The 23,279-nt window shown below is 69.3% G+C and carries 25 protein-coding genes; 9 read left to right on the top strand and 16 right to left on the bottom strand.

Going from position 1 to position 23,279, the window contains the following annotated elements:
• Positions 1 to 4: 4 nt before the first annotated feature.
• The 9 genes from AC1Q9M_RS04000 to pqqA all read right to left on the bottom strand — a co-directional run bounded on the left by AC1Q9M_RS04000 (position 5) and on the right by pqqA (position 5,845).
• Positions 5 to 694 (bottom strand): hypothetical protein, encoded by a 690-nt coding sequence (locus AC1Q9M_RS04000; RefSeq protein WP_492432509.1) that lies wholly within the window; start codon positions 692 to 694, stop codon positions 5 to 7.
• Positions 691 to 1,215, bottom strand: coding sequence for a hypothetical protein (locus AC1Q9M_RS03995; protein ID WP_492432507.1), 525 nt, complete (start codon positions 1,213 to 1,215; stop codon positions 691 to 693). Before AC1Q9M_RS03995 ends, AC1Q9M_RS04000 begins: the two co-directional genes overlap by 4 nt.
• Positions 1,216 to 1,228: 13 nt before the next feature.
• Positions 1,229 to 1,840, bottom strand: coding sequence for a DUF2135 domain-containing protein (locus tag AC1Q9M_RS03990; protein ID WP_291119094.1), 612 nt, complete (start codon positions 1,838 to 1,840; stop codon positions 1,229 to 1,231).
• Positions 1,815 to 2,552 (bottom strand): hypothetical protein, encoded by a 738-nt coding sequence (locus tag AC1Q9M_RS03985; RefSeq protein WP_382323880.1) that lies wholly within the window; start codon positions 2,550 to 2,552, stop codon positions 1,815 to 1,817. The genes AC1Q9M_RS03990 and AC1Q9M_RS03985 overlap by 26 nt, the downstream gene beginning before the upstream one ends.
• Positions 2,549 to 3,676, bottom strand: coding sequence for a pyrroloquinoline quinone biosynthesis protein PqqE (gene pqqE, locus AC1Q9M_RS03980; protein WP_382159203.1), 1,128 nt, complete (start codon positions 3,674 to 3,676; stop codon positions 2,549 to 2,551). The genes AC1Q9M_RS03985 and pqqE overlap by 4 nt, the downstream gene beginning before the upstream one ends.
• A complete protein-coding gene (gene pqqD / locus AC1Q9M_RS03975) occupies positions 3,660 to 3,923 on the bottom strand; it encodes a pyrroloquinoline quinone biosynthesis peptide chaperone PqqD (RefSeq protein ID WP_382323882.1) in 264 nt (87 codons plus the stop codon). Before pqqD ends, pqqE begins: the two co-directional genes overlap by 17 nt.
• Positions 3,924 to 4,035: 112 nt before the next feature.
• A complete protein-coding gene (gene pqqC / locus AC1Q9M_RS03970; RefSeq protein ID WP_444688647.1) occupies positions 4,036 to 4,767 on the bottom strand; it encodes a pyrroloquinoline-quinone synthase PqqC in 732 nt (243 codons plus the stop codon).
• A gap of 13 nt (positions 4,768 to 4,780) precedes the next feature.
• Positions 4,781 to 5,698 (bottom strand): pyrroloquinoline quinone biosynthesis protein PqqB, encoded by a 918-nt coding sequence (pqqB, locus tag AC1Q9M_RS03965; RefSeq protein WP_492432504.1) that lies wholly within the window; start codon positions 5,696 to 5,698, stop codon positions 4,781 to 4,783.
• Between the two features lie 72 nt (positions 5,699 to 5,770).
• A complete protein-coding gene (pqqA, locus tag AC1Q9M_RS03960; RefSeq protein ID WP_068167214.1) occupies positions 5,771 to 5,845 on the bottom strand; it encodes a pyrroloquinoline quinone precursor peptide PqqA in 75 nt (24 codons plus the stop codon).
• A gap of 96 nt (positions 5,846 to 5,941) precedes the next feature.
• Here pqqA and AC1Q9M_RS03955 point away from each other — a divergent pair, with 96 nt between their 5' ends.
• Together AC1Q9M_RS03955 and AC1Q9M_RS03950 are read left to right on the top strand one after the other, a co-directional pair.
• A complete protein-coding gene (locus AC1Q9M_RS03955) occupies positions 5,942 to 7,006 on the top strand; it encodes an alpha/beta fold hydrolase (RefSeq protein ID WP_444688649.1) in 1,065 nt (354 codons plus the stop codon).
• Positions 7,003 to 7,998, top strand: coding sequence for an MBL fold metallo-hydrolase (locus AC1Q9M_RS03950; protein WP_492432502.1), 996 nt, complete (start codon positions 7,003 to 7,005; stop codon positions 7,996 to 7,998). The genes AC1Q9M_RS03955 and AC1Q9M_RS03950 overlap by 4 nt, the downstream gene beginning before the upstream one ends.
• Here the strand turns inward: AC1Q9M_RS03950 and AC1Q9M_RS03945 are convergent.
• Positions 7,975 to 10,032 (bottom strand): sigma-54-dependent Fis family transcriptional regulator, encoded by a 2,058-nt coding sequence (locus AC1Q9M_RS03945; protein ID WP_382323885.1) that lies wholly within the window; start codon positions 10,030 to 10,032, stop codon positions 7,975 to 7,977. The two genes, AC1Q9M_RS03950 and AC1Q9M_RS03945, sit on opposite strands and share 24 nt — an antisense overlap.
• Positions 10,033 to 10,474: 442 nt before the next feature.
• Here AC1Q9M_RS03945 and pedF point away from each other — a divergent pair, with 442 nt between their 5' ends.
• The 4 genes from pedF to AC1Q9M_RS03925 all read left to right on the top strand — a co-directional run bounded on the left by pedF (position 10,475) and on the right by AC1Q9M_RS03925 (position 14,114).
• Positions 10,475 to 10,966: a cytochrome c-550 PedF gene (gene pedF, locus AC1Q9M_RS03940; RefSeq protein ID WP_382323886.1), complete on the top strand. Its 492-nt coding sequence runs from the start codon at positions 10,475 to 10,477 to the stop codon at positions 10,964 to 10,966.
• Positions 10,967 to 10,980: 14 nt separating this feature from the next.
• A complete protein-coding gene (locus AC1Q9M_RS03935; protein WP_444688652.1) occupies positions 10,981 to 11,853 on the top strand; it encodes a substrate-binding periplasmic protein in 873 nt (290 codons plus the stop codon).
• Positions 11,854 to 12,097: 244 nt separating this feature from the next.
• Positions 12,098 to 13,618, top strand: coding sequence for an acetaldehyde dehydrogenase ExaC (gene exaC, locus AC1Q9M_RS03930; RefSeq protein ID WP_444688653.1), 1,521 nt, complete (start codon positions 12,098 to 12,100; stop codon positions 13,616 to 13,618).
• A gap of 124 nt (positions 13,619 to 13,742) precedes the next feature.
• Positions 13,743 to 14,114 (top strand): DUF779 domain-containing protein, encoded by a 372-nt coding sequence (locus AC1Q9M_RS03925; protein WP_382159183.1) that lies wholly within the window; start codon positions 13,743 to 13,745, stop codon positions 14,112 to 14,114.
• A 13-nt stretch (positions 14,115 to 14,127) separates the two neighbouring features.
• On the opposite strand, the gene AC1Q9M_RS03920 is transcribed toward AC1Q9M_RS03925, so the two are convergent.
• A complete protein-coding gene (locus AC1Q9M_RS03920; protein WP_492432499.1) occupies positions 14,128 to 14,421 on the bottom strand; it encodes a hypothetical protein in 294 nt (97 codons plus the stop codon).
• Positions 14,422 to 14,579: 158 nt separating this feature from the next.
• Here AC1Q9M_RS03920 and AC1Q9M_RS03915 point away from each other — a divergent pair, with 158 nt between their 5' ends.
• Positions 14,580 to 15,398, top strand: coding sequence for a hypothetical protein (locus tag AC1Q9M_RS03915; RefSeq protein WP_382323890.1), 819 nt, complete (start codon positions 14,580 to 14,582; stop codon positions 15,396 to 15,398).
• A 15-nt stretch (positions 15,399 to 15,413) separates the two neighbouring features.
• On the opposite strand, the gene AC1Q9M_RS03910 is transcribed toward AC1Q9M_RS03915, so the two are convergent.
• Entirely contained in the window at positions 15,414 to 18,098 is a 2,685-nt protein-coding gene (locus AC1Q9M_RS03910; RefSeq protein WP_492432497.1) for an autotransporter family protein, read from the bottom strand.
• Between the two features lie 562 nt (positions 18,099 to 18,660).
• On the opposite strand from AC1Q9M_RS03910, the gene AC1Q9M_RS03905 reads away from it, so the two are divergent.
• Positions 18,661 to 19,113, top strand: coding sequence for an NYN domain-containing protein (locus tag AC1Q9M_RS03905; RefSeq protein WP_382327020.1), 453 nt, complete (start codon positions 18,661 to 18,663; stop codon positions 19,111 to 19,113).
• 33 nt (positions 19,114 to 19,146) lie between these two features.
• Here the strand turns inward: AC1Q9M_RS03905 and AC1Q9M_RS03900 are convergent, their stop codons facing one another.
• Positions 19,147 to 19,599: an Lrp/AsnC family transcriptional regulator gene (locus AC1Q9M_RS03900; RefSeq protein WP_382323893.1), complete on the bottom strand. Its 453-nt coding sequence runs from the start codon at positions 19,597 to 19,599 to the stop codon at positions 19,147 to 19,149.
• Positions 19,600 to 19,743: 144 nt separating this feature from the next.
• Here AC1Q9M_RS03900 and AC1Q9M_RS03895 point away from each other — a divergent pair, with 144 nt between their 5' ends.
• A complete protein-coding gene (locus AC1Q9M_RS03895) occupies positions 19,744 to 20,352 on the top strand; it encodes a glutathione S-transferase (RefSeq protein ID WP_382323894.1) in 609 nt (202 codons plus the stop codon).
• 17 nt (positions 20,353 to 20,369) lie between these two features.
• On the opposite strand, the gene AC1Q9M_RS03890 is transcribed toward AC1Q9M_RS03895, so the two are convergent.
• From AC1Q9M_RS03890 to AC1Q9M_RS03880, 3 genes are all read right to left on the bottom strand, one after another.
• Positions 20,370 to 21,443, bottom strand: a complete 1,074-nt coding sequence (locus tag AC1Q9M_RS03890) for a sigma-54-dependent Fis family transcriptional regulator (RefSeq protein ID WP_382325553.1) — start codon at positions 21,441 to 21,443, stop codon at positions 20,370 to 20,372.
• A gap of 122 nt (positions 21,444 to 21,565) precedes the next feature.
• A complete protein-coding gene (locus AC1Q9M_RS03885; RefSeq protein WP_382323895.1) occupies positions 21,566 to 22,204 on the bottom strand; it encodes a nucleotidyltransferase family protein in 639 nt (212 codons plus the stop codon).
• Positions 22,201 to 23,277, bottom strand: coding sequence for an XdhC family protein (locus tag AC1Q9M_RS03880; RefSeq protein WP_492432493.1), 1,077 nt, complete (start codon positions 23,275 to 23,277; stop codon positions 22,201 to 22,203). The genes AC1Q9M_RS03885 and AC1Q9M_RS03880 overlap by 4 nt, the downstream gene beginning before the upstream one ends.
• Between the last annotated feature and the right edge of the window lie 2 nt (positions 23,278 to 23,279).

Genomic DNA, 23,279 nt, shown 5'->3' with positions numbered 1-23,279 from the left:
CGCCCTAGCGTGCCCATACCGCCGTCAATCGCCCACCCACCAGAAACCCGGGTGGTACCGGTTCCTCGCGCTCGAATTTCACCAGGCCCTGGCCCCGGCAGTACCACTCGCGGCTGGTGAGCGGCACGTCGGTGAAGCCGTTCACCGGGTCGGTGAAGAGGTTGAGCCTGGCCCGGCCCACGACCCGCAGGCAGGGCTTGTGCGTGCCGGTGGGCGTGGTCACCTCGTCGTCCACCGCCTCGATGCGCCAGGTCATCAGCGCGCGGTGGCTGTAGCGCAGCTCGCGCGGGTGTTCGTTGCGGCGCAGGATCAGGTAGGGCACGGTCGGCGTGCTCCATTCGGTGCCCACTTCGTAGGGCGCCTTGAGCACCCACAGCGGCTCCGGGTCGGGCGTGGGTTCGCGGTCGATGTCGGTGCGCGTGGCCACGCGGCGAATGCCTTGTTCGTCGCTGAGCAGGTGGTAGCTCACGCCGGCCGAATGGTGGCGCACCTGCGTGCGCTGGCCGGCCACGTTCTGCGGCGCGGTGACGGTGAGCGTCCATGCCTCGGGCGGTGGCGCTTCGTCGCTCTCCACCGTCACGGCGTAGACCATGCGCTCGCCTTCGACCAGCGGAAACCAGGTGTCGGCGGGCGCGGGCCGGCAAGCGGCCAGCACCAGGGCGGCCAGCGGCAGCGCGGGCAGGAGGGGCCTCATTTCTCCGGCAACTGAGCGCGCGGCAGGTCGCTCAGCTTGATCTGCAGCCGGTCGTTGCCGGCCGGGCGCAGCCAGGCGAAGCCGCCCGAGCCCGGCACCGGTTCGGTGCTGCCTATCTGTGTGTTGCCGTCGCGCGCCTTGCGCAGGCCGTCGCCCAGGATGCGGTGCAGGTCCTTCTCGTAGGGCAGGCGGTGCACGCGTGGCATCGCCAGCGGCTGGTTGTCCTTCATGGGGTTGACCCAGATGTAGATCGCGCCGGCGTGGCCCCGGCCCGGGCTGGGTTCGTCGAACACCGCCGAAAGCAGCACGAAACGTGGAGGCAGGGCGTCGTCGCTCGGCCAGCCCGCGATGCCCTGCAGCGTGGCATGGCTCAGCGCGTAGAAGCCGCTGACCAGCAGCACCGCGCCCAGCTTCACGCCCCAGTGCCAGCGCGTGGCCAGCAGCAGACACAGCAACAGGAAGGCCAGCAGCGCGTACACCAGCACCAGCCACAGCAGTTGGGAAGAGACGGTGGGGATCATCGGAGGCGGTGGTTCAAAGGCCGGTGCGCTGCACGATCGCGAGCGGCCGGGTGTTGAGGTCGGTCACGGTGCCGGCCTCGTCGAGGGTGAAGCGCACCAGCGTGCGCTCGTCGCCCTTGCGCGGGATCTGCTGCGTGCCGGTGTAGACGATCTCCGCCTGCGGGTTGACCTTCACCACCGCCACCGACACATCCACCGGCTGCTGGTCGCGCGAGTCGTAGTAGTGCGCGTTCACCACGTACTCGCCCGGCACCAGGCCACGCAGCGTGACGATCTCCTGCCGCACCGGGCTGCGGATCTCGCGGCCGTTGACGATCACGCTGTTGTTCTTCGCGCCCCGGTCGTCGCGGTCCAGGTGCAGCATGCCGGCGTCGCGCTGGCGGAACCACAGCGTCTTGCCGCCCGGCTCGTTGACCCAGGCGTCCACGTCGTTGGGGTTGTTGTCGGGCCAGGAGATGGTGACGATGAACTCGGCCTTGGCCGGGATGTCGCCGCTCTTGCGCGCCTTGGGGTTGAAGGCGAGCAGCGCGATGACGAAACAGAAGACGAACGCGATCAGCATGTTGAACAACATGTCGTAGAACGGGTCGGTCTCGGTGTCACGGACCGCTCGGCCGATCGCCATCGCGCGCCTCCGGGGTCGGTGTGGTGGCCAGCGTGTCGGCGATGAGCGCGTCGGCGAACCGGTCCAGCCGCATGAGCTGCAGGCCCAGCAGGATGTTGCCGGTGAGGCCGGTCACGGTGGTCAGCAGCGCGATGCCCAGGCCGCCGGTGAGGTTCTTGAGCAATTGCGTGGACTGGCTCGCGTCGAAGCTCTGCACCTCGCCGAGCTGCAGCGCAAGGATGGAGAAACCGATCACCTTGCCCAGCAGGCCCAGCTTGAGCTGGATGCCATTGAGCCACCAGGCCATTTCGTGCGGGCCGTGCGCTCGCTCGCCCAGCACCTGCAGCCAGACCGTGGGGTCGGCACCGGCCCGCGCGCAGCCGTCGCGGTACTCGGCGCTCCAGGTGTCCAGCGGGTCTTCGCGCGCGGCGTCCAGCCGCAGGCGCTGTTCGCCCAGCACCCAGGCGCGGCGGCCAGCCCAGAGCGAGCCGCCGATGAACAGCAGCACGATGACCACGGTCAGGCCCGTGGGGTCGGCGTGCACCAGCCGGTGCCAGGCGCCGGCCTGCCACAGCAGCAGGGCGCCGAAACCCACCAGGCCCATGAAGGCGAGCCACAGCAGGAAGAGACCGTGCGGCGCGTGCTCCAGCGCGAACGGGCCGCGCCGCAGCACCGGCAGGTGGCTGACCACCGCCGCGCCCAGCATGCGGTGGTGGCCGGTGGCGGTGTTCATGCCGGCACCTCGGGGTGCAGGCCGCGCGACTCGGTGTCGCTGCGGAACACGATGGGGATGTGGCGTTGCGTGGGCGCCTGCTTCACGAGTTGCACCACCTGGTCGTGGTGGGGAGACTTGCCGCACACCGGGTCGGCCTGCGCCGCGTCGCCCGTGATCTGGAAGGCCTGGCAGCGGCAGCCGCCGAAGTCCTTGTGTCGCTCGTCGCAGTCGCGGCAGGGCGGCTTCATCCAGCCATCGCCCCGGTAGGCGTTGAAGGCCTGGCTGGTCCGCCAGATGTCGGCCAGCGGCGTGTGCGCCACGTTGGGCAGGGCCAGGCCGGGCAGGTTGCGCGCGTTGTGGCAGGGCATGGCCAGGCCGTCGGGCGCGACCGAGAGGAACACCGAGCCCCAGCCGTTCATGCAGGCCTTGGGGCGCTGCTCGAAGTAGTCGGGCACCACGAACAGCAGCCGGCAGCGCGAGCCGATCTGCTCGCGGTAGCGGTTCACCACCGCTTCGGCCTCCACCAGCTGCTCGTGCGTGGGCATGAGGTGGTCGCGGTTGACCCAGGCCCAGCCGTAGTACTGCGTGTTGGCGAGTTCGAGGTATTCCGCGCCCAGGTCCAGCGCCATCTCGATGATCGGGCCCACGTGTGGCAGGTTGTGCCGGTGCAGCACGCAGTTCATCACCATCGGCCAGTCGTGCGACTTGATGATGCGCGCGACCTTCTGCTTGAGCTCGAAGGTGCGCGTGTGGCTCAGGAAGTCGTTGAGTTCGCGCGTGCTGTCCTGGAACGAGAGCTGCACGTGGTCGAGGCCGGCGGCCTTCAGGCGCGTGGCGCGCGCGTCGGTCAGGCCCACGCCCGAGGTGATGAGGTTGGTGTAGTAGCCGAGCGCGTGCGCCTCCTGCACCAGCTCTTCCAGGTCGTCGCGCAGCAGCGGCTCACCGCCCGAGAAACCGAGCTGCGCCGCGCCCAGCGCGCGCGCCTGGCGCATCACGTCCACCCACTGCGCGGTGCTCAGCTCCTGCTGGATGCGCGCGTGCTGCGTGGGGTTGTAGCAGAACACGCAGTGCAGCGGGCAGCGGTAGGTGAGCTCGGCCAGCAGCCACAGCGGCGGGCCGGGCGGTTCAATCGATCCAGCCACGGCGGCCTCCTTCTTCGAGCAGGTCTTTCACCTGGCGGCCAATGCCCTGGATGGAAAACGTGGTCTCCAGATCCTCCACGATGGCGGCCAACGTGCGCTCACCATCGCAGCGTTTCAGGATCTCGGCCGCGCTCTCGTTGAGCTGCACCATGCCTTCGGGGTAGAGCAGCACCCAGCGCTCCTGCGCGGGCTCGTACTGCAGGCGGAAACGCCGCGAGAGCTTGGGATGGGTGGAGATGGCTGTCATGGTCGGCGCAAAGAGATCGTTGGACCAGCACACACCGCGGAACTGGCTCTGCCAGGCCGCTGGTGTGGTCCCCCCTCAGGGGGGAAGCCGCGAAGCGGCGCAGGGGGGGTCTTCATTGGCAGGCTTTCTCGATGGCATCGAGCATGTTCCAGAGGATGTCCAGCTTGAACTGCAGGATGTCCAGCGCGCGGTGCTGGGCCTCGCGGGTGTCGAAGTGCTCCAGCGTCACGCGCAGGCCGTGTGCCACGTCGCGCCCGGCCAGGGGGATGCGCTTGCGGAAGTAGGCCAGTCCCTCGGCCTCGATCCAGGGGTAGTGCGTGGGCCAGGTGGCCAGGCGGTCCTTGTGGATCTGGGGCGCGAACATCTCGGTGAGCGAGGAGCACACCGCCTCCTGCCAGGGCGCCCTGGCGGCGAAGTTCACGTAGGCATCGCAGGCGAAACGCACGGCGGGCACCACGCCCTGCAGCGACCACAGGTCTTCGCGCGCGAGGCCCACGGCCTCACCGAGCCGCGTCCAGGCCTCGATGCCGCCGGCGGCCGAGCCTTCGTGGTCGCCATGGCCGTCGTGGTCGAGGATGCGCTCGATCCACAGCCGGCGGTGCGCGCGGTCGGGCATGTTGGCGAGGATGGCCGCGTCCTTGCGCGGGATGCAGATCTGGTAGTAGAAGCGGTTGGCCACCCAGCAGCGCAGCTCGTCGGGCGTGCAGCCGCCGCTGTTCATGCGCACGTTGAACGGGTGGTGGATGTGGTACGAGCGGCCCTTCTCGCGCAGCTGGGCCTCGAACTCGCCGCGCGTCCAGGCTGGCAGGCCGGTGCGGGGGCGCGGGGTGGTGGCGATGTCCATGGCGTGCCCGCGCTCAGAAGCGGATGTCCATGCCGTCGCGCGCCACCTCGATGCGCTGGCGGGTGAGTTCATCGCGCTCGGGCGAGTCCTCGATCAGGATGGGGTTGGTGTTGTTGACGTGGATCAGCAGCTTGCGCGTGGTCTCCGGCAGCCGCGCCAGGTGTTCGATCATGCCGCCGGGCCCGCTCTGCGGCAGGTGGCCCATGTCGGCCGCGGCCTTGGGCGACAGGCCCAGCCGCTGCATCTCGTCACCGGTCCAGAAGGTGCCGTCCACCAGCACCACGGCGCAGGTGGCCATGAGCGACAGCAGCTCGGGCGTGACCTCGCCCAGGCCGGGGGCGTAGAACACGCGCGCGCCAGTCGCCGGGTTGCGCAGCACCAGGCCGATGTTGTCGCCCGGGCGCGGGTTGCCGCGGAACGGCGAATACGGTGGCGGCTTGGACGCGAGCGGCACGGCCTGCAGCTCGATGCCCTCCAGCCCGGGCGCGGTGAACGTGCGGCCGTCGGTGGGCACGGGATGGGGCGCCACGCCGCAGTAGTGCGAGAGCAGGCGGGTGATGGGAAAGCCGCTGTCCAGTTCGGACAGCACCTCGGGCGTGGCCAGCAGCGGCAGCGCGCCTGCGCGCTCGCGCAGCATCAGCAGGCCGGTGACGTGGTCGATCTGCGCGTCCATCAGCAGCACGGCGGCGATGCCACTGTCGCGCACCGCGCGCGCGGGCTGCAGTTCCGGCGTGTCGCGGATCTGGCCGAGGATGTCGGGCGAGGCGTTGACCAGCAGCCAGTCCACCTCGTTGGCGCTCACCGCGATCGAGGACTGCGTGCGCGCGTGGGCCATGAGCTTTCCGCGGCGCAGGCCGTCGCAGTTGGGGCAATTGCAGTTCCACTGGGGGAAACCGCCGCCGGCCGAAGAGCCCAGAACCCGGATGCGCATGGTCGATGGAGGAAGGTGAAGGGTCAAAAAAAGCGCACGCGCTGTTCACACGTGCGCTGGCGGATCGATCGATCAGCGGTTGGCGATGTACATCGTGATCTCGAAGCCGAAACGCAGGTCGGTGAAGGCCGGGGTGGTCCATTGCATGGTCGTTCTCCAGAAAGGGTTGGCATGAAACATGTCTGCAAGCCGGATGGCACCATCGCCACACCGGCCGCGACCCTGAACAGCAATATCGATGCCATGCAAAAGCCCCCGAACGCCACCCCCTGGCCAGCACCCCGGCGCCTGCCCGTCGGTGGCCTGCACCGCATGGCCTGGCGCGAGCTCGGCGCGGCGCGCGGCGAGCCCTGGCTGTTGCTGCACGGCGGGCCGGGCGGCGCCTGCCAGCCCGGCATGCTGCGGCCCTTCGACCTGCGCCGCCAGCGCGTGATCGCCCCCGATCAGCGCGGTGCCGGCGCCTCGCGGCCGCGTGGCCGCACGCAGGGCAACCACACCCTCGCGCTGGTGGCCGATCTGGAGCGCTTGCGCGAGCAGTTGGGCATTCAACGCTGGTCGGTGCTGGCGGGTTCCTGGGGCACGGTGGTAGCGCTGGCGTATGCGCAGCAACACCCCGCGCGCGTGCAGCGCCTGGTGTTGCGCGGCGCCTTCGCGCTCACGCGCCGCGAGATCGGCGGCCTGCTGTTGCCGTCGGCCAGGCGAGGGCAAACCCTGAGGGCGCCGGCCGCTTTGTGGCCGGTGCGGCCGGGTGACGGTGTGCCGGTGGCGTTGCAACGGCTGAGACAACTGATTCAAAACGGCACACCCGGTGTTGCATCGCTGCGCGCGTGGCGCGGCTGGGGCCTGCGCGAAACCGCCGACGCGGCGCATGGCCTGCGGCGCAGCCTGCGCCACGCGGCGCACACCGGCTCGCCCTGGGCGAACCCGATCCGCCGTGAATGGGCCGGCCTGCAGCGCCAGCAGCGGCGCGCGCTGGCGCGCCTGCCCCAGCCCGGTGTGCGCCGCAGCGACCGCGCGGCCCGGACCCGGTACCGGGTGCAGGCGCACTACCTGCTGCACCGGGGTTTCATGCGCCCGGGCGGGCTGGACCGCGCGGTGGCGCTGCTCGCGCGCGAGCGCATCCCGGTGGACTGGGTGCATGGGCGCTTCGATGCGATCTGTCCACCGGCCAACAGCGCCCGCTGGGCCGCGTTGGGCCGGCGGGCGGGTGGCCCGGTGGTGTTGCACCTGCCGCCCAGCGGCCACCTCGGTGGCGAGCCGACGATGCTGGCGTGTCTGCGCGCGTGCGTGAGGCGCTCGTTGCCATGAGAGCGTTGGGCGCCTTGCTGTTCGCGCTGTGTGTCTCCGTGAACGCACAGGGCCGCGACTGCCCGGACGGCGTGCCCTGGCAACCTGTGGCACCGGGCGTGTGGGCCTGGTCGCCGCCGGCGCCGCAGGAGATCTCGCCCGACAACGCCGGCCATGTGGTGCCGACCTCGGTGCTGATCGACGGCGGCGAGGCGTTGGTGGTGGACCCCGGCCCGAGCCATCGGCATGGCGAGCGCGTGCGCGCCTCGCTGGCCTGCCGCTTCGGGGTGCAGGTGCGCTGGATCGTCAACACCCACGCGCACGCCGAGAACGTGCTGGCCAATGGCGCCTGGGCCGACCGCATCGAGACCGGCCAGACCACGGTGCTCGCCACCGAGGGCACGCGCCGGGCGATGGAGCAGCGCTGCCCGGCCTGCCTGCAAAGCCTCATCGAACGCGCCGGCGCGCAGGCCATGGCGGGCACGGCCATCGTGTGGCCCACGCGCGGCCTGATCGAAGGCGCGGTGTTGGCGGTGGGCGCGCAGCGCCTGCGCGTGATGCGCGTGGAGCAGGGGCACACCGAGAGCGACCTGGTGCTCTGGCACGCGCAGCAGGGCGTGTTGTGGGCGGGGGGTCTGGTGTACGGCGAGCGCCTGCCCGAACTCGCGCAGGGCAGCGTGGACGGCTGGCTCGCCGCGCTGGACCGTTTGCAGGCACTGGGGCCGCGCCACGTGATCGGCGCGGTGGTGTCCAGCGCGCAGGGCGATTCAGGGCCCGCCGCTCTTTCGGGCACACGCGGCTACCTGCAGGCCTTGCGCGATCAGGTGCTGAGCGCCATGGACCAGGGGCGCCACGCCGGCGAGAGCGCCACCGTGCCCATGCCCGAATGGCGCGGCTGGGCCGGCCACGCGCAGCGCCAGGACTTCAACGTGCAGCGCGCCTGGCGCGAGCTGGAGCCGCTATGGATGCGGCAGGCGCCGCCGCCGGCTTCAGCCGAGCAGGTCGGGCGGTAGCTGGTCCTTCTTGCGGTAGATGGTGTTGCGCGAGACGCCCAGCGCCTTCGCCGCCGCCGACACATTGCCCTTGTGCAGACGCAGCATCTGCGCCATGGCGCTGAGCGTGACGTCCTGCAGGCGCTGGCCATCGCCCGGCGCCACCTCGCTCAGCGGCGCGGGCGGTGGCAGCGGTTCGCTGCCCGGGGCGGTGCCGAAGGACTCGGCCAGGCCGCCCTCCGCCGCATCGGCGGCCTGGGCGTGTTCGAGTTCGTCGAGGAAATCGTCGGGCAGGTGCGCCACGTCGATCACGCCGTCGCTGCCCACCATCACGACGGCGGTGCGCAGCAGGTTGTGCAGCTGGCGGAAATTGCCCGGCCACTGGTAGCGCTTGAACAGCGCCATGACGTTGGGCGCGATGCCGATCTGCTGGCCCTGGTCGCACAGCGCCTTGAGGATCTTGTGCACCACCAGTTCGAAGTCCGTGCGCTCGCGCAGCGCCGGCAGGCGCACCACCAGGCCGTTGAGGCGGTAGTAGAGGTCCTCGCGGAAATCGCCGCGCGCGATCATGTCCTTGAGGTTCTTGTGCGTGGCGCTGATCACCGTCACGTCCACTTCCACCTCCTTGCCCGCGCCCAGCGGGCTGACCTTGCGGTCCTGCAGCACGCGCAGCAGGCGGGCCTGCAGGTGCTTGGGCATGTCGCCGATCTCGTCGAGGAACAGCGTGCCGCCGTGGGCCTGGAGGATCTTGCCGATGGAGCCCTTCTTGCGCGCGCCGGTGAAGGCGCCTTCTTCGTAGCCGAACAGCTCGGACTCGATCAGCGTGTCGGGGATCGAGGCGCAGTTCACCGACACGAAGGGCTGCGCCGAGCGCGTGGAATCGCCGTGGATGGCCTGGGCCAGCAGGTCCTTGCCGGTGCCGGTCTCGCCCAGGATCATCACCGGGATGTCGCGCCCCGAGACCCGGCGCAGCTTGTGGATCACCGTCGACACCTGGGGGTCGCCCGTGTCGAGGTACTGCAGCGAGGAGAACTGCATCTTGCGGCCGGTGGGCCTGAGCGGCTCGGCCGCGGCGGCGGCGCAAGCGGGTGCCGCGTCGGGCGCGGCGCCCGTGGGCTTGCCACCGCCCGACCAGGGGTTGGCGGCCTTGATCTTCACCCGGCACCAGACCGACACGCCGTTGTGCATGCACAGCTGCTTGGGCGTGGGCATGGCGCCGCTGAACAGCTCGAACAGGGCCGAGATCGGCATGCCGAAGAGCGAGGAGAAGGTGTGGGCCTTGAGCGCGCTGAACGGCAGCCCGATCTGGAACTGCGCGCTGCGGTTGGCCGAGAGGAAGCGGCCCTCGGGCGAGAACACCGCGATGCCTTCGACCAGCGTGCCCAGGAACTCGGAGCGGGTGTGGAAGTGGATGCGGATGGCCTTGGGGAAGATGTCCGCGAACATGTGGTTCTCGATCATCTGCGCCGACATGCGCACCAGCGCCAGCGTGTGCTGGTGGTAGCTGCGGTGGTCACCCGTCACGTCCAGCGCGCCGATGACCTGGCCGTAGGGATCGAAGATCGGCGAGCACGAGCAGGTGAGGAACTTGTTGGCGTCCATGTAGTGCTGGCTGCCGTGCACCGTGAGCGCTTCCTGTTCGCTGAGCGCGGTGCCGATCGCATTCGTGCCCTTGTTTTTCTCGGACCAGTCCATGCCGGGCGTGAGCGCGACGCGCGAGGCCTTTTCGAGAAAGTCGGTGTCGCCCAGCGAATGCAGCACCAGGCCCTTGGCGGAGGTGAGCAGCACCATGCTGTGGGTGTTCACGATCTGGTCGTAGAGCGTCTCCATGACCGGGGCGGCGTGCTGGAACAGGAATCGGTTCTCTTCCCGTGCATCGTTGAGCAGACCCACGCCGGGGCTGGAGAAATCGGGCGCGTCCGTGGAGTCGATGCCATAGGCCTGCGACCGGCGGTGGGCCTGGCCGATGGGATCGGGTGGTGCGTTGCCGTCCGGGCCGGGGGGCGCGGGCGCATCGTGTCTTCCGCCGGGAGGCGTGAAGAGGGCAGCACTCATGTTGTCTCCTGGATCCGGGGGAAATCCCCCCCAGTAGTCGGGCACCCATCGTGGCGGGTGCTCCGGGTCGTCAGACGGGCTGTCGTCTTGGTCGCGCGGGTTCATGCAATTCTCTTCATATCTGTCCCTGTGAGCAACACTGGTTAATCCCGAGATGCAACAGCGTGTCCCGAGTGTCACACCTTCGCTGTTAGCAAAGAGCCGGCCACCACCTGGGCCAGGCCGTGGCGCGCAAAGTTGACACACAAGGCGCCCATGAAGCGGCGGACTGTGACATCCGGTGCGATCGCAGGCGACCCGGTGATTCAAATTGGCACACCTTGCACGGGCCTGACCGGGCCTGCGGGCGGGCCCGTCCCTTGCGTGGCTCCGGTCCACGGCGCCATGGCCTGCAACTTGCTGTCCATGCCGGAAAAGACCCTTTCTGAACCGGAGACAACCCATGAAGATTTCGCGTTTCTCTCTTTCCTTGCGGGGCGCGCGCGGCCTGCTCGCGCTGGCCGTCACCTGCGGCGTGGCCGCCGTGATGGCGCATGGCGATGTGACACCGCAGGCGGTGGACACGAGCACCCTGCCGCAGCTGGGCACCAAGTGGCTCGATGCCAACCCCTACAGCAGCGGTCCCGCGAACAAGGAGGCGCTGCGCATCGGCACCTCGGCCTACAACCAGAACTGCGCGCGCTGCCACGGCCTGGAGGCGATCTCCGGCGGCATCTCGCCCGACCTGCGCAAGTTCGACGGCGAATGCTCGGGTTACGCCGACGCGGCGAAGAAGGCCGCGTGCTTCAAGGAGATGGACGACTACTACATGGCCACCGTGCGCCGGGGCCGCGTGCGCGACGGGCGCGTGTACATGCCGCCGTTCGAGGGCACGCTGTCGCAGGAGGCGATCTGGTCGATCAAGACCTACCTCGAAACCCGCCGCGAGCCCTGAGACGGGAGACGCGCATGACCACCACCCATCACCACCACCCCGACCGCCGCCAGGTGCTGGCGGCCCTGCTCGCCGCGAGCGTGCCACTGGCGCGCGCGCAGGCCGACCTGAGCGACCTCGAACGCATCCGCGCGAATGGCGCGCTGAAAGTGGCGGTCTACAAGGACAACGCGCCGTTCTCCGACGGCCCGGCCAACGACCTCCACGGCCTGGACGTGTCGATCGCCGCCGCGCTGGCGCGCCAGCTCCAGCTGAGGCTGGCGCTGCTGCCGTTCGACGCGGGCGAGAACATGAACGACGACCTGCGCAACATGGTCTGGCGCGGCCATTACCTGGGCTACGGCCCTGCCGACGTGATGCTGCAGGTGCCGGTGGACCGCTACCTGATGCAGAAGAACCGCCAGGTGATGATCCTCGCGCCCTACATGCGCCAGCAGCTGGTGCTGGCGCACGACACGCGCCGCGTCGCCGAGGTGGCCACGCCGGAAGACCTCAAAGGCCTGCCGCTGGCCGCCGAGCGCGGGGCCGGCGCGGCCAGCGCGCTCATGGGCCATGGCGGCGGTCTGCTGCGCGCGCAGGTGGGCATCCACAACAGCGGCGAGCAGGCGGTGCAGGCCGTGGTGGAGGGCAAGGCCGCCGCCGCGTATGTGACGCGCGCGCAGGCCGAGTCGGTGCTCTCGCACACCGATCCGAGGCCGAGCCACATCCGCCTGAGCACGCTCTCGCTCGGCGGCGTGCCCGACACCGGCTGGCCCGTGGGCATGGCGATCAAGGCCGAACACAAGGACCTGGGCCTGGCGCTGGAAGGGGCCTTGAAATCGATGCGCGACAGCGGCGAGCTGCTGGCCATCTTCCAGCAACATGGGCTCACGCTCACCGCGCCCTGACGCCCGACGCTTCAACACAGCCACTGGTTGCGCGCGCAACCAGTGGCTTTTTTCATGGCGCCGGCGTGTGTGCCGCTTTGAGACAGCCGGTTCGCTTGTGCACGGTTCCGGGACAGTGCGAACCCCGCATGTGTGCTTTCGTGCAGCGCTTCACCGGGCCCAAGCCCATGGCATGGAACTTGAAGAGAGCAGAGGGCCTGAAGACACAGGCCTTGCCATCAACGTCCATCCTGAGGAAGACAACATGCTTTACGCAGCCCCCGGCGCCGCTGGCGCCAAGATCGCCTACAAGACCCAGTACGACAACTTCATCGGCGGTCGCTGGCTCGCGCCGGTCAAAGGCCAGTACTTCGATGTGATCACGCCCGTCTCGGGCAAGGTGTACACGCGCGCCGCGCGCTCCACCGCCGAAGACATCGAACTCGCGCTGGACGCCGCGCACGCCGCGGCCGATGCCTGGGGCAAGACCTCGGCGGCCGAGCGCGCCAACGTGCTGCTCAAGATCGCCGACCGCATCGAGCAGAACCTGGAGCTGCTGGCCTACGCCGAGACCGTGGACAACGGCAAGGCGATCCGCGAGACGCTCAACGCCGACATCCCGCTCACGGTGGACCACTTCCGCTACTTCGCGGGTTGCGTGCGCGCGCAGGAAGGCGCGCTGAGCAACATCGACGAGAACACCGTGGCGTACCACATCCAGGAACCGCTGGGCGTGATCGGCCAGATCATTCCCTGGAACTTCCCCATCCTCATGGCGGCCTGGAAGCTCGCGCCCGCGCTGGGCGCCGGCAACGCCGTGGTGCTCAAGCCCGCCGAGTCCACGCCCATCAGCATCCTGATCCTGGCCGAACTCATCGCCGACCTGCTGCCGCCGGGCGTGCTCAACATCGTCAACGGCTACGGCCGCGAAGCGGGCATGCCGCTGGCCACCAGCAAGCGCATCGCCAAGATCGCGTTCACCGGCTCCACCACCACGGGCCGCGTGATCGCGCAGGCCGCGGCGAACAACCTGATTCCCGCCACGCTGGAACTCGGCGGCAAGTCGCCCAACGTGTTCTTCGCCGACATCATGGACAAGGACGACGCGTTTCTGGACAAGGCGATCGAAGGCCTGGTGCTGTTCGCCTTCAACCAGGGCGAGGTCTGCACCTGCCCCAGCCGTGCGCTGATCCAGGAAAGCATCTACGACAAGTTCATGGAGCGCGTGCTCAAGCGCGTGGCCGCGATCAAGCACGCCAACCCGCTGGACACCGACAGCATGATGGGCGCGCAGGCCAGCAAGGAACAGCTCACCAAGATCCTCTCGTACCTCGACCTGGGCAAGCAGGAAGGCGCCGAGGTGCTGGCCGGTGGTGGCCAGGCGAACCTGGGGGGGGAGCTCGAAGGCGGCTACTACGTGCAGCCCACGCTGTTCAAGGGCCACAACAAGATGCGCATCTTCCAGGAAGAAATCTTCGGCCCCGTGCTGGCCGTGACCACCTTCAAGGACGAGGCCGAAGCCCTGGCGATCGCCAACGACACGCTGTATGGCCTGGGTGCCGGCGTGTGGAGCCGCAACGGCAACGTGGCCTACCGCATGGGCCGCGCCATCAAGGCCGGCCGCGTGTGGACCAACTGCTACCACGCCTACCCCGCGCACGCCGCCTTCGGCGGCTACAAGGAATCGGGCATTGGCCGTGAGACGCACAAGATGATGCTGGACCACTACCAGCAGACCAAGAACTTGCTGGTGAGCTACAGCGAGAACAAGCTGGGGTTCTTTTAATCCCCCCCGCGCCGCGCCTGCGGCGCGTCACCCCCCAGGGGGCAACGCGTGCGGACCGGCCAAGCCGGATCCGCCGCGTTCTGGCTGGGGCACTTCGCTCCGGAAAGACCTTAGGAGATCTCTCATGGTTGAAAGAGTCATCGCCACACCGGCCGCCGTGGAATTGATCGAACGGCTCAAGGCGCAGCATGGCCCCGGCCTCATGTTCCACCAGAGCGGCGGCTGCTGCGACAACAGCGCGGCCAACTGCTACCTGCTGGGCGAGATCACCACCGGCGCGGGTGACGTGTACCTGGGCGACATCGGTGGCTGCCCGTTCTACATCGGCAAGGCGCAGTACGAGTACTGGCGGCACACGCAGCTCATCATCGACGTGATCGACGGCCACGGCGGCACCTTCTCGCTCGAAGGCCCGCAAGGCAAGGCCTTCCACACGCGATCCCGGGTGTTCACGGCGCAGGAGATGGCCGAGCTGGACGCGCAGGCCTTGCCCTGAACCGCCGCGAAGGCTAGGACAACCAGTCTTCCGCGTCAGGCCGACGCGGGTCGTGGCTCGGCGGTGGAGGCGGCGGCGCTTCGCTGGCGGCGAGTTGCTCCAGCACGATCGCGCTCTCCTTCATCACCTCTTCAAACAGCAGGCGAACCCTCAGCCGCGCCGCTTTCAATGCGGCAAGCTGCTGGGTGACCCTTTCGCGGTCGGATGGGGAGAGATCGACGGACAGGGCCCGGAACGTTCGCTCGATGTCGGCCAGCTCGGCCTCGGCCTTCTTCCACGCATGGAACTTGGGGGAGGGAATATCCATGCCCCAGCATGCGAGTGAGGCGCCTTGGAGCGGGTAGGAGAACGCCCCATGTCGGCGAAGGAGATGGCCGAAGCCCTCAACGATCGCTTTTGTCCTACAGCGCCGGCGCGATGGATTGCCTACGATGTGAGCTTGTGAACGATGGAGGTGAGCGCGGCATGTCGTTGATCTTCAGCAGCAGGGTGCCGGGCATTGCCGGTGCCGATGCCCAGGTGCTTCGGTGGTGGCGGGCGATGTGCGCGCTGGCGGCGGTGAACGTCGGCCTGTGGCTGGCCGTGTGGCACTTCGCGCCTGTGGCCGGTTTCCACGGGGGGCTGCAGCTCACGCTGTCCGGCGTCTACGTGCTGGTGTGCGCCTACCGCTCGGTGTTCCCCCGGGTGGACCTCGAGCGGCTGGTGGTGGTGGACACGCGCCTGTCCAACATCTTCCTGGGCCGCGCGGCAGCCACGGTGGCCGAGATCTGCTTCGCGATCCAGCTCGGGCTGCTGATCCATCAGCTGGGCGTGCACGCGGGCCTGCCGTGGGTGCAAAGCGCTGCCTGGGTGGTCCCGGTCTTCATGGTGGTGGCACAAGGCTTCTGCTGGCACAGCGTGCTCACGCTCAACCACATCACCCAGGCCGTCGAGTCCCTGCTCTGGGCGGCCGGCTTTTCCTGGATGGCGGTCCTGCTGGGCGTCACCGCCCTCTACAGCACGGGCTGGGTCAACTCGCTGGCGATCTTCGGCATTCTTTGTTGCCTGGCTTTCGTGGCGTACGTCCTGAGCGTGGATGCGCCGATGTACTGGCGCCGTTACCGCCTCGGGCGGTCGAACGGGCAGACCTACCTGTGCGTCGAGCAGGGCGCGCGCGATGCCTGGCAGCGCCGGGTGTGCAGCGGCAGCTGGACGGCGTGGAAAGCGGATGCGCTGTGGCTCACGCCTTATTTCAGCGTCGGGGTCTGGCTGAGCATCGCCATGGTGTGGGTGCCCGGCCACTGAGGCGAACCCGCCCGGCTACCAACGCACTCGCAGGCCCAGTGTCCCGTTGAGGCCGCCGCTGTGCCCCGCATGCCCGCCGGCGGCCCACACGGTGCCGATCTCGCCGTAGAGGCTGGTGGAGGTTGACAGGGCGAGCGTGGCGCCGGCGGCGAGTTCGGTGCTGGCACCGCCGGTGCCGGTGGCCACGTCGGTGGCGCCGGCGGGGCCGGTGAAGCGGGTCACGTCCCGGCCTTTGCTGCCGTGGTACAGGTTCAGGCGGGCGTAGGGTTGCAGCTTGCCGGCGGTGGTGGAGAGTTCGCCTTTCAAGCGCAGGCCGGCGCGCACGGTCCAGCGGCTGTGCGTGTTCTGCTGCACGTCGGCGCCCGTGATCACCACGCCGTCGAGTTCGATGCGCTGTTGGATGAGCTGCAGTTGCGGCTCCAGCATCCAGCCCGACGGGAGCTGGTAGCCCCGTCCCACTTCCACCGACGCGAGCAGGCTGTCGCCCTTGCCGTGGCTGGCGGGCGGCGTGAGCGGCGAGACGCCGTAGCGATGCTGCCCACCTTGCAGCACGGTGTCCACATAGAAACCGTTGGTGTGGTGGTAGGTGGTGTAGGCACCGAGGTAGTGGCTGCGCAGCCGGTTGCCGCCGACGTTCTGGTCGGCCACGCTGCTGGCGAAGCCGCGGACGTTCATGGTGCCGTTGAGCTGGCCCACGTACAGGCCCGCGCGCCAGCCGGGCTGCGCCCACAGGTCGATGCCGGCTTGCAGGCCATGGAGCCGACCCTGGCTGCGCGGGCTCACGTCGCCGTTCTGGGCGACGGTGCGTTCCGCGCTGATGAGACGGGCCCAGGTCTGGCGCTCGACACCACTGCCGGCGCCATCGCCGATGCGCTGGTGCAGGCTGCCCAGCATCAGCGTGTTGCCCAGGCGCAGTTGCTCGGGCAGCGCGGCGAACAGCGGCACCTCCACCCGGTAGGCGGGGGTGGTGGGCCCGGCGGCGAGCGTGCTGGAGCGCAGGAACCAGCTTTCCCCCGCGTCATTGGCGTCCGCGGCGTACAGGCGGTATTCGTAGGCGCCGGCGTCGACGTGTCCGCCCGCGAGGTGGAAGGCGTCGCGGGTGGTCTGGGCCGTGGTGGTGGCGCCGTTGAGCGCGCTGATGACTTCGATGCCGTCACCGGTGGTCTGCGCGCCCAGGCCGCCGAGGTTGGTGACCTGCAGGGTGGTGCTTCCGCTGGCGCTGGCGCCGGCGCCATCGAGCACCAGCCGGTCGCTCAGGCTGATGCTGTTGCCCAGCGCGGTGCCGATCCTCAACACCCCGTTCTGGCCGACATAGGCCCCACGGACGGTGAGCCGGCTGCCGGGGGTGGCGCCCCGCAGCGAGACGGTGCCCGCGTTGTCCAGGCTGGCCACGGTCTGGTTCAGGCCCGCGGTGTCGAGCGTGGCGCCGTTGGCCACGGTGTGCGCGGAGGCCGCGCTGAAGGCGCCGGCCACACCGGCGCGCAGCGTGCCGGCGTTGATGGCCGTGGCGCCCGCGTAGGTGTTGAGGCCGTGCATCGTCAACGTGCCCGCGCCCAGCTTGTTGAAACCGGCCGCACCGATGAAGGCGGTGCGGATGCCGACCTGATGGCCGTTGGTGTCGAACCAGACGCCTTCGGCGCCGCCCGAGAGCGTGGTGAAGCCTTCCAGGAAATCGGACGCGTTCCAGGTCGCGCGCAGGATGCCGCCATCGAGGTTGAGGGTGGCGGTTCCACTGCCGTGGACGACCGTGCTCGTTTCCAGCAGGCCGCGGCTGACCGCATCGCCACGGAGGGTCAGCGTGCCCGTGGAGCCGGCCTGCACGGCGATCTGGGTCAGCGGCGTTTGCACCCTGCCGTGGTCCTCGATGGTCAGCGCGCCGATGCCTTCATAGCCGACGTTCATTTGAGCCGAGAAGTCCAGGCTCGATGCGCGGCCGCTGACCACGTCGCGGCCCGAGACGACGGCCGTGCCGTCGCCAGTGCCCTGATAGCCGATGTAGGCGGTGTGGCCGGTGATCGCACCGCCCGCATCCACCGACAGCGTGCCCGGATCGGTAAAACCCACGTACAGGTTGTCGCCGAGCGCCCAGGTCGAGACGTTGCCATGGCCGTCGCTGCCCGAGACCGTGACCGTGCCGGAGGAGAGGCCCGGAACCGCGCCGGTGGTGCCGCCGATGGCCCCCTGGGCACTGCGCACCAGCCCGCCGTTCTGGATGAGCAGCGAGCCCGCGCCTCCATTGCCCACGGTGAGCGTGCTGTTGTTGATCCAGGTGGAGACATTGCCGTGCGCGTCCACACCCGAGACGGTGGCCGAGGCGGTGCCGCCGTCCTTCGCGATGTTGCCGTGCGCATTGCTGACCAGGCCGCCATCGAGAATGGACAAGGAGGCCGTGCCGCCGAAGCCCACGCTCAACTGGCCTGGCATGGTCCAGCTCGACACGTTGCCGCTGCCGTCACTGCCCGTGACGATCACCGTGCCCGTGCCCCCGGTGTACCCCAGGGCGCCGGTCGCGCTGGTGGCCGTGCCGCCGTCCTGGATGGTCAAGGTGCCCACGCCCGTGTCGCCCACGTAAATCTCCCCGGCCTCGACCCAGTTCGGCGACGGCACCGGCAAGGGGCCCGGGTTGACGTCGCCCACGCCGATGACGGACTGGCCCAGCGCGACGCGAGGCCCAAGGGTCGCGCAGGCAAGGGCCAGCACCGCCGTCGACAGGTGAGAGCGCCGGTGGCGGAAAAATTCGCCATGGCGTCCCGCTCGTTTTGATGGTCGCATCCCAGGCATGTTCTTCTTGGTCATGACGGCGCGGGCCTCCGGTTGGTTGACACATGGAACCTGCTGCCCTTCCCGTTCCATCCCGGGCGATGTCGTGACAGGCAAGTCTTACCCTGTCACTTATCGGCAGGTGTCCGTGCTACTAAAGTCGAAGCACGCGGCGGCGGTCGCACCGTGGCCATCCACGGCGAATTTTTCATGCGCACAACATGAATGCTTTTGTCGTATTGAGGTAAAGTCTCTGCCGCTCACGAAAAAGGTGAGCCGGGCCTGAGAACCCGGAAGATCGTCGCGGCCCCGAAGGCCGCTGCATACCGCTAGGACAGCGGCCTTCATCATTCACGCTTGTTTTATGGCGGCCTGAATGGGAAGCCGCGAGGCTTGCCGGTTCTTCGCGACGATGTTCCCGGTTCTCAGCCCGTTCGGGCCGCCGCCACTCTGTGTTGTGTGGCGGCGGCTTTCTCCAACGAACAGGGAAGGCAGGCACTCCATGCCCAGGCTGCAGCACAAGCAACAGAAGATTGCCGTGTTGATCGACGCGGAAAACGTCTCTCACACACTGATCCGTTCCATCCTGCTGCGCGCCGCCTGTTACGGCGCGCTCATCGTCAAGCGCGCGTACGCCGACTGGACGCGGCCCCACATGAGCCGCTTCAAGAACGTGTTGCTCTACAACGCGATCGAGGCGGTGCAGCTTTTCCCATACGCCAAGGGCAAGAACGCGGCGGACATCATGCTCAGCGTGGAGGCGATGTCGCTGGTGAACACGGGGCAGTTCGATGCGGTCTGCCTGGTGTCGTCGGACAGCGATCTCACGCCGCTGGCGTTCGGCGTGCGGCGCGAGGGGCTGCGTGTGTATGGCTTCGGCGCGCGGCAGACGCCACGGGCCTTCGTGGCCGCCTGCAGCAGCTTCATCTACACCGAGTCGATCGCGGCGGAATGAGCACATGCGCGCCAGCGCCGGGGGCGGTGAGGCCTACGCCCGCCGCGTGGCGAGCACCGTGGCGGTCTTGCGCACCGGGCTGGAGAGCACCAGCGAGGTGGTAACGCTGCCGTGCACCGCGAGCGCGTCGACCACGCGTTCCAGATCCTTCGGCTCGGCGATGGCGCAGCGCACGATGAAGCAGTCTTCGCCGGTCACGCGGTCCGCTTCCAGCACCTCGGGCATGTTCTCGAACAGCTGCACATATGGGGAAATACCGGCGTGCGTGGTCTGGATGCGAATGAGGGCCTGCAGCCCGATGCCGATGGCGCGCAGATTGACGCGCGCGCTGTAGCCCTCGATCACACCGGCGTCTTCCAGCTTGCGCACGCGCTCGCTCATCGCGGGTTGCGACAGGCCGATGCGTTTGCCGATGGCGGCCAGGCTTTGCCGCGCGTCGCGCTGCAGGGCTTCGAGGATGAGGAGGTCTTTCTTGTCCAGCTTCATGGCGGTGTGTCGTGGGCAGCGATGATCCATCGGTTTTGAGGGCCGGATTCCGATGGCCCGCGCTTGGAGGCGGCGCTGCCATTGTCTAGCATGGGCCGAAGCTGTTTCGCACCCCGCGACGGCCCTTCAACCCAGGACGGAAACATGGAACTCATCGGCATGCTCGACTCGCCTTATGTGCGGCGGGTGGCAGTCACCTTGCAACTGCTCAGGCTGCCTTATGTGCATCGGCCGATCTCGGTGTTTCGCACTTTCGATGACTTTCATGCCATCAACCCGGTGGTCAAGGCGCCCACGCTGGTGTGCAGCGACGGCCAGACCTTGATGGACTCCACGTTGATCATTGACCACATCGAATCCGTCGCGGGCCGCAGCCTGATGCCGGCGGGCGGGCCGCAGCGACAGCGCGCGCTGCGCATCGTTGGTCTGGGCCTGGCGGCCTGCGAAAAGGCGGTGCAGATCGTCTACGAGCGAAATCTGCGCCCGGTCGAGAAGCTGCACGAACCTTGGATGCTTCGGGTGAAGGGGCAACTGGTGGCCGCCTTCGCGCAGCTGGAGGCGGAGATGGTGGCGCAGCCCCTGCCGGTGGAGGTGGCTTCCATCGACCAGGCCGGGGTCACGGCCGCTGTGGCCTGGCGCTTCGCGCAGGAGATGGTGCCTGGTGAAGTGGATGCCCAGGCCTACCCGGCAACGGCTCGCTTTTCGAGCGAGGCGGAGGGGCTGGATGCCTTCCGCGCGGCGCCTTTCGCCTGAAGTGCGGCCGAGCGGCTTCAGCTCCTGCGGCCGAGCTTGCGGTACACGGTGGCGCGGCTGATGCCCAGCGCGCGCGCCGCTTCCTTCACGTTGCCGCGCGCATCGTCCACCGCCTTGCGGATCATGGCGGTCTCCACGTCCTTGAGCGGCAGGCCGTGGCTGGCGCCGCGTTCGCCACCGGGGTTGAGCTGGGCCAGCACGCTCAGGCGCAGGCCCGACCACAGTGGCACTTCCAGCGGGCCGCGCTGGTGCCGCGCGGCGTCGAACAGGGTTTCCACCGGCACGGCGAAGAGTTCGCTGCAATGGCCGGGCGCCATGCCGGCGGCCATGCCCAGCATGTCGGCCGCCGGGCGGTTGATCGCCGTGATCTGCCCGTCGGCGTCCACGCAGACGAGGCCGTCGCTGGCGTCGCCCGGCATGCGGCCGGGCCAGCTCAGGCACAGCAGCAGGCGGTGCGGCTGGCTCAGGGTAAGGGCGTTCTCGATGCTGCGCGCCGATTGCGTGACGAGGTGCTTGAGCGCGGGCTGTTCGATCACGTTCACGCCGGTGAGGTCAAGCATGCCCACGCACTGGCCGTTGGGCCCCCAGATGGGCGCACCGGCGCAGCTGTAGACGCTGGTGTCGTCGAAGAAGTGCTCGCCCCGGTGCAGCCAGACCGGCTGCAGGTCGGCCAGGGTGGTGCCGATGGCGGTGGTGCCCACGGCGCGTTCGGACAGATCCACGCCGATGCGCGCGATGTTGGCGGCGTGCGGGTCGTGGCGGTCCACCGGGCCGTTGACGTCGATCACCAGGCCGCGCGCGTCGGTGAGGATGGCGAAGTAGCGCGTGTGCGCCATGGCTCGCGAGAGCGACTGGATCACCGGTGCGGCCGCGCGCAGCAGCGGCTGGTTGGCTTCGATGGCGCGCTGTGCCGCGCCGCTGGTGACAGTGTCGAAGGTGATGTGCTGGCGCGGTTCGAGCCCGAGGTCCAGGCAGCGCCGCCAGGAGCGTTCGACCCAGGGCGCCAGCAGGGGCGGGCTGAGCGGGGCGCGCGATTCGAGCACCGCCTTGCGCGCCTGCTCGATCAGGGCCAGGCGCTGCTGCTGGGGCATCGAAGGCTGGGGCTGTGGGGTCACGATCGGCAGGGGGTTGGCTGGGCCGAGGCCGGGCTGCGGACAGGTCTTTGCCATTAGAGCAGCGTTTGGCCGCCCGTGCACCCCCCGCCCGGATCGGGTTAACCCGGCCAGCGCCAGCTCCAGCGGGTCTCGCGCACCAGCACCTCCAGGTCGGCCGGGGTGTCGAGGTCGCGCGTGTAGTGCGGGTTGTCCACCGCCCACAGGCGCACCGCCTCGGGGTGGGCCGCGCGCCACTGGCGCAGGCTGGGCTGCAGGGGCTCGGTCAGCGCGCTGCGCACGCGGGTGTCGAAGATCACCGGGTGGCCGGGCTGGCCGTGCACCATGGGCACCTGCACGTGGATGCCGGGGCCGCGCGCGGTGAAGGCGTCCAGCGCCAGCTGCACGTCGGCGCGGTCGATCAGCGGCTGGTCGGCCAGCAGCACCACGACCTGTTTCACGTCGTGCGCCAGCGCGCGCAGGCCGGCGCGCAGCGACGAGGCGGTGTCGTCTTCGGGCCGGGGGTTGATGACGCACAGCGGCGCCAGCTCGTCGGGCAGCCGGGCCACGTGGGCCTGGATGTCGTGCGCGTGGTGGCCCAGCACCAGCACCAGGTCGTGCCGCGCCGGGCCGCGCAGCGGCTGCAGGTGGGTGAGCAGCCGCTCGAGCAGGGTGCGGCCTTCCAGCTCCAGCAGGCATTTGGCGACCCCGCCCATGCGCCGGCCGGCGCCGGCGGCGAGGATGACGAAACCCGTCTTCACGGCGAGACGAAGCAGGTGGGCGCGGAGGCCTCGGCGGCCGACAGCGTGTTCTTCGCGTTCGCCACTTCCATGTCGCGCGGCAGCGGCACGCCGTTCTTCACCGCGAGCACCTCGGCCATCACGCTCACCGCGATCTCGGCCGGCGTCTTGCTGCCGATGTAGATGCCGATCGGCCCGCGCAGCCGCGCCAGGCTTTCTTCGGTCTGGTCGAAGTGCTCGATCATGCGGGCGTGGCGCGCCTCGTTGTTGCGGCGCGAGCCGATCGCACCGACGTAGAAGGCCTCGGTCTCCAGCGCTTCGAGCAGCGCCAGGTCGTCCAGCTTGGGGTCGTGCGTGAGCGCGATCACGCAGCTGCGCCGGTCCACGCGGAACTCGCGCACCACGTCGTCGGGCATCTCGGTGACGAGGGTCACGCCGGGCACGGCCCAGGCGCTGCGGTATTCCTCGCGCGGGTCGCACACGGTGACCGCGAAGCCGTTGAACAGCGCCATGGTGGCGAGGTACTCGGTGAGCTGGCCGGCGCCGATCAGCAGCATGCGGTATTCGGGGCCGAAGGTGTTGCTCAGCCAGCCGTTCTCGTCGGCCAGCGCCGCGGGTGTGGCGGCCGCGCGCAGTTCCACGCGGCCGGTGGCCAGCTCGGTGCGCCGCTCGACCAGGTGGCCGGCGGTGAGCGTGCGCACCAGCTCGTCCAGCGAGGTGGCGTCGGGGTTGAATTCGAGCACCAGCTCCAGCGTGCCGCCGCAGGGCAGGCCGAAGCGGTGGGCCTCGTCGGCGCTCACGCCGTACTTCACGCGCTCGGGCGGCCCGGTGGGGATCTCGTGCGTGATGCCGGGCGGTGCCGTGCTGCCTTGCACCGCGCCGTGCGCTCGGCTGTAGCGGTAGATCAGGTCGTCTTCGATGCAGCCGCCCGAGACCGAGCCGACCACCGCGCCGGTTTCGCACAGCGCCATGACCGAGCCGACCGGGCGCGGCGACGAACCCCAGGTGCGCACGACGGTGGCCAGCAGCGCGCGTCGGCCTTCGTTGCGCCAGCCCAGCAGCGTGCGCAGGACGGTGACATCCAGATTTTCCAAAG

It is taken from the genome of Hydrogenophaga sp. GW823-FHT04C09, from assembly GCF_058796355.1.
This window is presented reverse-complemented; position numbering and strand designations above follow the sequence as displayed.

What these genes read in the sequence shown, in the direction of transcription:
- AC1Q9M_RS04000 (WP_492432509.1), bottom strand. Translation starts at nt 694, where the DNA reads ATGAGGCCCCTCCTGCCCGCGCTGCCGCTGGCCGCCCTGGTGCTGGCC.
- AC1Q9M_RS03995 (WP_492432507.1), bottom strand. Translation starts at nt 1,215, where the DNA reads ATGATCCCCACCGTCTCTTCCCAACTGCTGTGGCTGGTGCTGGTGTAC.
- AC1Q9M_RS03990 (WP_291119094.1), bottom strand. Translation starts at nt 1,840, where the DNA reads ATGGCGATCGGCCGAGCGGTCCGTGACACCGAGACCGACCCGTTCTAC.
- AC1Q9M_RS03985 (WP_382323880.1), bottom strand. Translation starts at nt 2,552, where the DNA reads ATGAACACCGCCACCGGCCACCACCGCATGCTGGGCGCGGCGGTGGTC.
- pqqD (WP_382323882.1), bottom strand. Translation starts at nt 3,923, where the DNA reads ATGACAGCCATCTCCACCCATCCCAAGCTCTCGCGGCGTTTCCGCCTG.
- pqqC (WP_444688647.1), bottom strand. Translation starts at nt 4,767, where the DNA reads ATGGACATCGCCACCACCCCGCGCCCCCGCACCGGCCTGCCAGCCTGG.
- pqqB (WP_492432504.1), bottom strand. Translation starts at nt 5,698, where the DNA reads ATGCGCATCCGGGTTCTGGGCTCTTCGGCCGGCGGCGGTTTCCCCCAG.
- AC1Q9M_RS03955 (WP_444688649.1), top strand. Translation starts at nt 5,942, where the DNA reads ATGCAAAAGCCCCCGAACGCCACCCCCTGGCCAGCACCCCGGCGCCTG.
- AC1Q9M_RS03950 (WP_492432502.1), top strand. Translation starts at nt 7,003, where the DNA reads ATGAGAGCGTTGGGCGCCTTGCTGTTCGCGCTGTGTGTCTCCGTGAAC.
- AC1Q9M_RS03945 (WP_382323885.1), bottom strand. Translation starts at nt 10,032, where the DNA reads ATGAGTGCTGCCCTCTTCACGCCTCCCGGCGGAAGACACGATGCGCCC.
- pedF (WP_382323886.1), top strand. Translation starts at nt 10,475, where the DNA reads ATGAAGATTTCGCGTTTCTCTCTTTCCTTGCGGGGCGCGCGCGGCCTG.
- AC1Q9M_RS03935 (WP_444688652.1), top strand. Translation starts at nt 10,981, where the DNA reads ATGACCACCACCCATCACCACCACCCCGACCGCCGCCAGGTGCTGGCG.
- exaC (WP_444688653.1), top strand. Translation starts at nt 12,098, where the DNA reads ATGCTTTACGCAGCCCCCGGCGCCGCTGGCGCCAAGATCGCCTACAAG.
- AC1Q9M_RS03925 (WP_382159183.1), top strand. Translation starts at nt 13,743, where the DNA reads ATGGTTGAAAGAGTCATCGCCACACCGGCCGCCGTGGAATTGATCGAA.
- AC1Q9M_RS03920 (WP_492432499.1), bottom strand. Translation starts at nt 14,421, where the DNA reads ATGGATATTCCCTCCCCCAAGTTCCATGCGTGGAAGAAGGCCGAGGCC.
- AC1Q9M_RS03915 (WP_382323890.1), top strand. Translation starts at nt 14,580, where the DNA reads ATGTCGTTGATCTTCAGCAGCAGGGTGCCGGGCATTGCCGGTGCCGAT.
- AC1Q9M_RS03905 (WP_382327020.1), top strand. Translation starts at nt 18,661, where the DNA reads ATGCCCAGGCTGCAGCACAAGCAACAGAAGATTGCCGTGTTGATCGAC.
- AC1Q9M_RS03900 (WP_382323893.1), bottom strand. Translation starts at nt 19,599, where the DNA reads ATGAAGCTGGACAAGAAAGACCTCCTCATCCTCGAAGCCCTGCAGCGC.
- AC1Q9M_RS03895 (WP_382323894.1), top strand. Translation starts at nt 19,744, where the DNA reads ATGGAACTCATCGGCATGCTCGACTCGCCTTATGTGCGGCGGGTGGCA.
- AC1Q9M_RS03890 (WP_382325553.1), bottom strand. Translation starts at nt 21,443, where the DNA reads ATGCCCCAGCAGCAGCGCCTGGCCCTGATCGAGCAGGCGCGCAAGGCG.